The 10020-nt window shown below is 49.7% G+C and carries 7 protein-coding genes; 3 read left to right on the top strand and 4 right to left on the bottom strand.

Going from position 1 to position 10020, the window contains the following annotated elements; genetic code table 11:
- Window positions 1-205: 205 nt before the first annotated feature.
- Together FD28_RS08995 and FD28_RS09000 are read right to left on the bottom strand one after the other, a co-directional pair.
- Window positions 206-1630: an MFS transporter gene (locus FD28_RS08995; RefSeq protein WP_057734713.1), complete on the bottom strand. Its 1425-nt coding sequence runs from the start codon at window positions 1628-1630 to the stop codon at window positions 206-208.
- A gap of 757 nt (window positions 1631-2387) precedes the next feature.
- Window positions 2388-3641: a D-alanyl-D-alanine carboxypeptidase family protein gene (locus tag FD28_RS09000; protein ID WP_057734944.1), complete on the bottom strand. Its 1254-nt coding sequence runs from the start codon at window positions 3639-3641 to the stop codon at window positions 2388-2390.
- 315 nt (window positions 3642-3956) lie between these two features.
- Here FD28_RS09000 and FD28_RS09005 point away from each other — a divergent pair, with 315 nt between their 5' ends.
- Both FD28_RS09005 and FD28_RS09010 read left to right on the top strand, forming a co-directional pair.
- A complete protein-coding gene (locus FD28_RS09005) occupies window positions 3957-4397 on the top strand; it encodes a CopY/TcrY family copper transport repressor (RefSeq protein ID WP_057734714.1) in 441 nt (146 codons plus the stop codon).
- A gap of 101 nt (window positions 4398-4498) precedes the next feature.
- A complete protein-coding gene (locus tag FD28_RS09010; RefSeq protein ID WP_057734945.1) occupies window positions 4499-6538 on the top strand; it encodes a heavy metal translocating P-type ATPase in 2040 nt (679 codons plus the stop codon).
- Window positions 6539-6632: 94 nt separating this feature from the next.
- Here FD28_RS09010 and FD28_RS09015 read toward each other — a convergent pair whose 3' ends face one another.
- A complete protein-coding gene (locus tag FD28_RS09015) occupies window positions 6633-7280 on the bottom strand; it encodes a FusB/FusC family EF-G-binding protein (RefSeq protein WP_057734715.1) in 648 nt (215 codons plus the stop codon).
- Window positions 7281-7658: 378 nt separating this feature from the next.
- Complete coding sequence (locus tag FD28_RS09020; protein WP_057734716.1) at window positions 7659-8594, bottom strand: DMT family transporter; 936 nt, start codon at window positions 8592-8594, stop codon at window positions 7659-7661.
- 531 nt (window positions 8595-9125) lie between these two features.
- Here FD28_RS09020 and FD28_RS09025 point away from each other — a divergent pair.
- The gene (locus FD28_RS09025; protein WP_057734717.1) at window positions 9126-9695 is read left to right on the top strand and encodes a sugar O-acetyltransferase; all 570 of its coding nucleotides are present in this window, start codon (window positions 9126-9128) and stop codon (window positions 9693-9695) included.
- Window positions 9696-10020: the final 325 nt, after the last annotated feature.

The following is a 10020-nucleotide window of genomic DNA, read 5'->3' on the forward strand; positions in this document are numbered from 1 at the left end:
ACTTTTCCGGGCTTCAAACCGAGCCGGAGGACCGTACTTCAGGCCGCAGGCGGTCCCCACAGCAGCCGGAATCTCTGGCAACCGTAGGCGGAAGTCTTCCTCCATACTCATTGCCAAAGACAACGTAAAGGCGCCACTACAACCATCCGATGGGATGGCCGTAGCGGCGCCTTTTAAAACACAGTCAATTTTAGAACCTGTCAGCTTACTTAGCTTCTTCTTCCTCTTCAGCGTTTTCAGAGTGAATTTCAGCTAATTTGGCAGCGTTGGCGTTAACGCGCTTCTTACTCAATGGGTAGAAGAACAGTAAGACCAAGCCGGCCAATAACAGACAGAAGGTAGGAACACCAGTTGCCAAGGTGTAGATGTGGTTAACAACCGTGACACTTTGTTGGGCACCACCACCAGTAGAAGACTTGTAACCGATGAAGGTCAACATGAACCCACCGAAACCACCGGCGATCGCTTGGGCAACTTTACGAGCAAATGAGTTAACCCCGTAAACAACCCCATCTTCACGAACACCTGTCAAGACTTCGTGATTATCGATAACATCAGTGATGAAGGCCCAAACCATCAGGTTGAAGACCCCGGCACCTAAGGAACCGAAGAACAACATAACCAGGTAGAACCCAGCACTTTGTGTCCGCATCATCATCAAAGTCCCGTAGATAGCGGCACCGATGAATAAGGCAACGATCGAACATTCTTTACGACCAAATGTCCGCGTCATCCAGTTACTGAATGGGGCTAACAGAATAACCGTCGCAAAGTTGAAGACCAACGCGATACTCAAGGCTTTGGTATCCTTGAAGTAATCGTTGAACAGGTACGTTAATAACGTCCCAGATAAGTTTTGGTTAATAACGATTAAGATATCAACCAGAACCAAGACAACCAAGGCTTTGTTTTCAAACAAACCCTTAACCAAACGTGATAATGGCACCTTTTCAGACTTTTCAGTCCGCACACGTTCAGTCGTTAAAGCAGTCGTCAACGTGTAGCAAGCCCAGGCGATGAAGGCACAGCCCACAACAACCCAGAAGAAACGGCTACCAGAAATTTTCTGAGAAGCCCCAACGTAAATGATCAGTGGCAGAACGTAACTGGTCAGCGCACTACCAACGGCAGAACCAATGGCACGGAACGTAGACAGTGACGTCTTATCGTTAGGGTCACCACTAATTGCGGAAGCCATTGAGCCATAAGGAATGTTAACTGAGGAGTAGAAGATCCCCCATGATAAGTAAGTGATGAAGACGTAAGCCAACCGTGCTGGCATTGCCCAATCTTTAACGATTGGAACGAAGGTCAAGATGAAGGCCAACATCAGTGGGTACTTCATCCGGTTGATCCAAGGCTGGAATCGCCCACTCTTATGTAACTTACTGTTATCGACGAACCGACCAACCATAATATCCGCAAAAGCATCAACGAACCGAGCGGTCAAGAACAAAATACCAACCTGGGCCCCGGTTAAACCAAGGACGTTGGTGTAGAAAATCATTAAGAACGAGTTAATAACGTTGAATGAGAAGTTATTCCCAATATCACCAAACATGTAACCGATACGGTCTTTTATGTTAAAGGGCTCGGCTGCAATGGTAATCGTTTTTTGAGTTTTATCCAATTTTCCTGACACTTCCTAAAATATATAGTCTAAACGAGCAAAATAAGGGCAAAACTGAACGCTGTGGCAATCCTAGCTAGGGTATTTCCGGTAACGCTCCCTTGCAACTAATATACAAGTTAGGTTCAGCGTACCACGTGTAGAAATCGCTTTCAAGCACAAATTAAAAAATTAATGTCGGCTGGTAGCCAATTCGCTACCAGGTAATCAAGTGAGAAGTCCCGCTATTACAACGTTTTACGTTACTTTGTGATTTACCTTAAATTTTAAAATAAAAATGTTGGCGTTTTCACTAAAAACCAAGATTTTGCCAATTTTCGGTTCTGATATACCACCTAAGGGGGTTGAGGTAATAATTTTACTAATGTTAGTCTGTAATTTACTAAACGTGTCAACCACGCGAATTATTGACTGGGTTACCCGTCAAAATCTGACATGTTTTAGCCAGATAGGGGTTATTTTTGGATAAATTAGCCGCATAATCATCGGCTAAACTGGCTAATTGGGTTAAAAAAGCCTTATCCCCCTCGGCCGGTTCATTTTAAACCAACCGTTATTTTCATAAAACTCGCCTAAGATTTCCCTCAAAGGTCACCTTTTCAATCTCTGTTTTCATCGTAACGCCACCTTTTCTTTCCTATTAAGAGCATTAAATAGGACAAAAAAAGCCGAGATTATCATCTCGACTTCTGGTCAGGCCTAAAATAACGGTTTTTTTCCTGAATCCAACCGCAGATGGCTCAGGTTGGTTTAACCGTTAAAACAAACTCTTAGCTGGTTGCTGTAGCGCCGTTAGGAGTTGATCGACGTTATTTTTTGCCGTGAAGACCACGCGCTCCGCAAATAATGTCGTGGTTCGTTGGGCCCGATACATCACCTGCTGTTGGGCTCCCGTCTGCTTATCCGTCACCGTAGCTTGGGCCACTGGGTCTCCCGCATCAACGGTCCCGGAGCTCAATTGCGCCGGTGTTAACTTGGTCTCCACCTTGGTCGTTAACCCGGCCGTCTTATCCTGGTACCACACACCGGCCTGCGCGGTTATTGGCGTCGCCGTCACCGTGGTCGCTAAACCATTAGACAACGAAATGCGCCGCTCCGTTAACCGAGTCGTTTCCAACCGATACTTTTGTTTCAACTGCTTAATCAGCTTATTCATTGCCGAAAAGGTTGTGTCCCCACCCAAAATGGTGGCAACCATCCGCTGACCATTAACCGTGTAGGTAGCTGTGAAACACAGCTTGGCATTCTCCGTGTAACCGGTCTTGAGACCGTCAATGCCGCTTTCCTTCTTATATTGAGACTTACCCGGCAGACAGCTATTTTCATTGTAGATCTTGGTGCCGTTGATGCTGGCTTCCGTCTTGCTAGCAATGTCTGTAATCTGCGGATCGGCCTTGAGCAGCTGTTGGGCCACCTTCGTGATCGCCTTCGCTGACACCAGGTTCTGTTCATCTTTCCCCGTATCCGGCAAAACCAGATCAAAGTCCTTCAGGTCAGAATTATCGAGCCCCGATGAGCTAATGAAATTGGCTTCTAATCCCCAGTCTTCGCTCTGCTGGTTCATCAAAGCCACAAACTTGGCATTACTACCGGCAACCACCTCACCTAACTCGGTGGCGGCACTGTTAGACGATGCAATCATCGCTGCCGCAACTAATTGACGAACGGTAAATTTCTCGCCTGACTTCATTCTCAGGGAAGAATAGGCGTAACTGTGACTCAATTTGATGAGATTCTGCGGCATGGTGACCTCTTCGTCCCAACTGAGTTTTCCTTCATTGATTGCTTTCACCGTGAGGTAAACCGTTAATAATTTTGATAATGATGCAATTGGGTACCGTTTATCGGCGTTTTGTTGGTAGAGCACCTGACCGCTATTAGCGTCCATGACGTAAGCAGCCCGCGCAGGTACCTTACTGACAGTGGCCGCCCGCGCTGTTCCCGGCGCAAGAACGGTCATGATCAGCCCGATCACGGCAATGGCACGTAGCCAACGTTTTAAAAGAACCACGAGCACAAAAGCTCCCTTCTTAAACTGATTTATCATTCAATTATACAAAGTGTACCAGGCAAAGCCACGGTTCGGGGGAATCTTGCGTAAATTTTAATTTCTTATTAGTCAATTTGTAATGTGACCGTCATTTGATGATTCAGCGCCATTAGCGGTTGCCAGCCCCATTAATCCGCGTTATTTTCCCTAGACCCGACGTCCCTTTCTCACCTTTTGAGATACCTTAGAGGTTGCTTCTTGACAGTTTGAGTTTACAGATGTAAACTTTAGTCATTCATAAAACTACAAGTGTAAACAAACGAGGAGTGACTCATCGTGCCAACTACTGAAATTACCGAAACCATTACCAACGCTGAGTGGTGTGTGATGCGGATCGTCTGGACCCTGGGACAGGCCGACAGCCACACGATTATTGACCTGGTCAGTCAACAGCACGACTGGAAGGCGGCCACCATCAAGACCCTGATTGGCCGGCTCGTCAAAAAGGGCGCATTAGCCACGACCAAGAATGGCCGTCAGTTCATTTACACCCCACTCATTGCGGAACAAGCCGCGATGGACACCGCCCTAGCCGGTCAACTCGACCAGATGTGTGCGATGTGTCGGGGACAGGCCTTCGTCAATGCGATTGACCAAACCGAACTGAGCCAAGACGATATTCAAGAATTGATTCAGCATTTACAGACAAAATTAACCACGGCACCCGCTACGATCTCGTGCGACTGCCTGCCGGAGGGATACGAAGGGAGCTGCTGATTATGAAATCATCCGAACGTCAACTGGGCATGACCCACATGAACATGCAACACGATATGAAGGGCATGGACCACACTCAAATGGCCCCTGCTGATCGGGGAATGGATTCTCAAAAACACCAAGACATGAGTAACATGGATATGAGCGACATGGATATGGACATGGGCGATGGGCACATGATGCACATGGGCAACCTGAAACGCAAGTTCTGGGTCTCCTTAATTCTAACCATTCCCGTCATCTTAATGTCGCCCATGATGGGCATGACCCTTCCCTTCCAGTGGGTATTTCCTGGTAGCGACTGGATCGTGGCGATTCTGGGAACCGTCCTCTTCTTCTACGGGGGGATGCCCTTCTTCAGTGGCGCCAAGGCCGAACTTCAAATGAAGCGGCCCGCTATGATGACCCTGATCGCCATGGGGGTTGGTGTCGCCTACATCTACAGTATCTACGCGGTCATTGCCAACAATCTCTTTCACGTGACGCCAACCGTCAACAATTTCTTCTGGGAACTGTCCACCCTGATTGTCATCATGTTATTGGGACACTGGATCGAAATGAATGCGGTCATGAATGCTGGTTCCGCCGTGGATGCCTTGGGTAAGCTCCTGCCCCAAGAAGCCCACGTTGTCGACGATCAGGGCAATCTGACCGACATCAAGCTGAGCGATTTACAAGTGGGCCAGACCGTGGCTATCCGCGCCGGGGAACAGATTCCAGCCGATGCCACGATTCTCTCCGGCGGTTCCGACGTCAACGAATCCTTAGTTACCGGTGAATCCAAGGCCGTTCGTAAGGGCACTGGCGATACCGTCATTGGGGGCTCTGTGAACGGAACCGGAACGCTTACCGCTAAGGTCACCGGGACCGGGGATTCCGGTTACCTCGCCCAAGTGATGGCCCTAATCAAGGATGCCAAGAATGAAAAATCCAAGTCCGAAAACTTGGCCGATCGTGTCGCTGGCTGGCTGTTCTACGCCGCCCTCTTCGTCGGCATTCTCGCCTTCATCGTCTGGTTGACCGTTGCCAACCTGGCCGTTGCACTTCCCGTGGCCGTGGCCGTCTTCGTCATTGCCTGCCCCCACGCCTTGGGACTCGCCGTACCCCTGGTGGTTTCTCGGAGTACCGCGTTAGCCGCTCAAAATGGGCTACTCATCCGTAACCGGACCGCGATGGAACAAGTTAACCAATTAAAATTTGCCTTGATGGACAAAACGGGTACGCTGACTATGGGCGAATTTAAGGTCAACCACCTGGTTAGCCTGGACGACAGCCACACCGCTGACGAGATTCTGGGCCTCATGGCCAGCTTGGAAAAGGGATCGAGTCACCCTCTGGCAACGGGAATCTTAACGGCAGCCAAGGCTAAAGCTGTTAGCTTAACCGCGGCCGAAGAAACCCACCAAGAAACCGGCCTAGGGCAGTTCGGGACGGTAGCCGGCACCACGTACGGTGTCGTTTCGGTAAACTACCTCGACCAACACCACTTGACTTACGATCACGACCAATTCAAGGCTTTTGCCGCTGAAGGCAATTCTATCAGTTACCTGGTCGCTGGTGATCAAGTCTTAGGGTTGGTTGCACAGGGTGACCAAATCAAGCCGGCCGCGGCCAAGCTCGTTGCTTCCTTGAAGAAGCAAGGCATCACGCCGGTAATGTTGACCGGCGATAACCAAGAAACGGCAAACAAGGTCGCTGCTTCCGTTGGGATCGAGGACGTTCAAGCGCGCCTATTGCCTGAGGACAAGGAACGTCTGGTTCAAGAATACCAAGGCAAGGGCAAGGTTCTCTTCATTGGTGACGGGGTCAACGATGCCCCTAGCCTCGCTCGTGCCGATATCGGAATGGCCATTGGCTCCGGGACAGATGTCGCCATTGAATCGGCCGACATCATCCTCGTTTCCAGTGATCCCGCCGATGTCATTCAATTCTTGGATCTGGCCCGCGCTATGCACCGCAAGATGACCGAGAACCTCTGGTGGGGAGCTGGCTACAACCTGATTGCCATTCCACTGGCAGCCGGTGTGCTCGCCCCCATTGGCTTCATGCTTGATCCGATGGTCGGTGCGATCGTCATGTCACTGAGCACCATCATCGTTGCCATCAACGCCATGACCTTGAAAATCAAAAAGGTCGCTTAGTATTTCTTCTTAAGCTTGCGCACTTCCCCTTGAAATGCGAAACGCACCGTAGTCTCCCCAATTGGGAAACTGCGGTGCGTTTTTTGATTGTCGTTTAACGTTTTGGTCGCACAATATCTAAGAAGTCAGCCAGTGGTTGGGGATCCGTCAACTGACGATTACACTGAGCGCTATCGCGACAGATGTAATTGCCATTCCGTGTAAACGTGCCGAGACCGGATTTCTTAGTGGTCGACACGAACAAAGAAACGTTGCCAATCGTTTGGCAGATGGCGCAGACGCCCTTCACAACCTTGGGGCCCATGTCGCCCTGAATCCCGATCAGCCGACCCTGATGAGGCGCGACGAGGTATTTCTTCTGACTACCACCATCGTTCCACCCCAGATAGGTCGTTTCTCGTAGGTTTACGGTCGCCCATTCCGGTTGCTTTAACTTCTTCACCTTACGAAAGAGCTTTTCCAATTGTTTCTGACTCAAACTGGGGAACGGAATCACTAGGGGTTCCAGACTCGGTAGCAGTTTGGCTGCCGCCTCACGGGTTAACCGATCCGGCTGTAGACGCGTCAAAAAGTCTTGGGCGAGCGGTTCATCAACGGGCAAGTGGGCCGCGATATTCTCAATCGTGGTGTCCCGAACAACGCGGCGCATGCGCTTATCATTCACTGATAAGTAGGCACTGACGAGGGCGTTGACTTGCTGGGTAATATAACTATATTCGTAAGCGGTGATTGTTGGTTCCATAAATGTTGCTTCCTTTCAGATTTAAACCAGACACTTCTCTGAAAGGTTTTGCAGAAAAGTGTCGCTAACAGCCAGCACTCTTCTGTACAAATAACGATGCCATCATCGTCGATCATCTCCTTGATTTCAGCCAATTGACTGAATTGTTAACCAGTATACAGAATCTGCTGTGGGATAGCAAGACTTATTGCCTGTGACCATCAGTACCGCAGTCGCCTAAGAACTCTGTGTAAGATGAAGGAATTACCATGTTTCCTAGTTTTAGGCCAACTGCTGTTGCCAGGACCAGCATGATCCGTAATTTCTCTTTAGTCAAAAAAATAGATTCCGACAACCCACCAGCAAGGCGGGTCCCCGTAATCTATAGATGGTTATTTATCAGCTTTCATTCGTACCCAGGCGTCGGATAAAATTGATCATCTTGCGACCATTTAAGGACAAGGCCATCACGGCGAGAATAATCATCGCGCCGCCGAACAAGTCGTAGCTGGTCAACTGAACGTTTAGAAAAGTTACCGAGAAGACCGTGGCAGCCAAGGGCTCAAAGGCATCCAGCAGGCTGGCCGTCGTGGGGAGAATATCCGCCAAGGCGTGGGCAAACATTAGGAACGGAAAGACCGTGCCGAAGATAATAATAAACAGGATCAGACCGACCTCTACCCAGCTGACGCTCACGTGGGTCTGCCAGAGCGGACCGAAGACATTTAGGGAAATCCCGGCAACGAGTAACCCCCACCCGGTCACTGACAACGCGCCAAACTTAGGCAGTAATGGCCGCGGCAACAGCGTGTTCGTCGCAACGCCAATCGCGGATAAACCACCCCAGAAGAGCACAATTGGCGAGATGGCCAGGCTATTCAGGTGCCCGTGAGTCACAATCAGTAGCGTGCCAAAAAAGGCCATGATCATCCCGACGGCTTCAGGTCGCGTGGGCGTAATGCGTTTAAAAATCAAAAAGTATAGGCTAATAATGAACGGCCCCAAGAATTGAATAATGGTCGCAATCGGTGCATTACCATACTTGACGGCTTCAAAGTAACAGAGCTGAACTGGAATCATTCCCAGCAGGCCATAGCTCACGACCTGGATGGCCGAGGCTTTCTGGTGCCAGATCTTGAGGGGCTGAGATCCTACGATACGGGCGATCACTAACAGAATCAGCCCGGCACTGATCATTCTAATCTGAGATAACCAGAGTGCGGTCACTTGTGAATTGAAGGTAAACAGCGAACTGGCCGCAACCCCCGAGACGCCCCATAACATCGCGGCAAAACTGGCTAGTAAAATTCCGCGTAAGTGATGTTGCCGATTCATCGTGGCCACTTCCCGTCAGCTGCTACATTTAATTCCTTCATTTCCAATCCCTCTTATCGACTAAAATTAACAAGCACTACATATTATAACAAAGTTATTTTTCAAAATTCGCGATTATTCGCAGGATTAATTTTTGTAACCGTTTTAATTTCAGGAACACAAATAGACCTCCGCGCTTGCGAAGGCCAAATTCACCCAGCCACGAATAGTAATCAGCCAAGATGATGGTAGTCGTCCGACATTATCCGTTTTATATTTTTAGCTGAGCACCAACTATGGGCACCAGGGGTTTCCCATAGCTATGGTATTCATTCTATGCTATCTGTCCCCAGAACCCTCGCCAGGCCGTCCGGTTAGCTTAGCGAGTAAATTAAAGGCCCACACTTCTGCAGGGGCCAATCATCAGTGTCTCGGATAATCGCAGGCCATCGCCAGTTTAATTGACGGATGAATGTTAGCGGTTACAATTAGTCCGTACAAATTGTCCGTTCTATGCTACAATGAGCAAAAAGACCTGGAGGCTATCGCAAGATGAAGACTGAAAAAGAAAAGTTTCTAGCAGGTGAACCCTACAATATTATGGACCCCGAACTGGCTGCTGAGGAGACCAAGGCCCGCCGACTCTGTAAGATCATGAATGAACTCGATGACACGGCCGCCGAGGAAAAGGAACACGTTGTTCGTCAGCTTTTTGGCTCAGTCGGCAAGAGTCCCTGGGTCCAACCCAACTTCCGCTGTGACTTCGGCTACAACATCCATGTGGGGGACTACTTCCTTTGTAACTATGACAACGTCATCTTAGACGTCGCCCCCGTCACGATTGGGGATCACTGCATGATGGCCCCCCACGTCCAGATCTACTCAGCTTATCATCCCCTTGATCCGGCTGGGCGTGATGCCTTTACTGGTCTCGGCAAACCCGTCACAATCGGTGACCACGTCTGGATTGGCGGCGGCTCTGTCATTCTCCCTGGCGTGACCTTAGGAAACAACGTGGTCGTTGGCGCCAATTCAACCGTCACCAAGTCCTTCGGGGATAACGTGGTGATCGCGGGTAATCCGGCCCGCGTTCTGCGGGAGAATATCCCAGCTGAATCCTAACCGGCAGCATTGCGGTAATCTGCCGCCTTACCGTTCGCCAAATTTGGACTGGAACGCGGTGGGCAGGACGGCCCGAGCCTCAAAAGCGGTCTCGGACCTCGCTTTGAGCCGAAAAAAACATCGTCTCAAAGTCGCCATTTTCCAAGTAGCTCACTTGGAAAATCCCACGGCTGAGCCCAAATTTAGCTCACTCACGGCTCCACGGCATGTTGTCCATAACCTGCGATGAACGTTGCCAGCTCAGCGATGTTCACACCAATGTTAGGGGTAAGAACTTTCTTAACCGGAGGAGGCCAGAGATGGAGGCAGCCGTGACAACGGTGTT

This window comes from Levilactobacillus hammesii DSM 16381 (genome assembly GCF_001434395.1).
Taxonomy (GTDB): Bacteria; Bacillota; Bacilli; order Lactobacillales; family Lactobacillaceae; genus Levilactobacillus; species Levilactobacillus hammesii.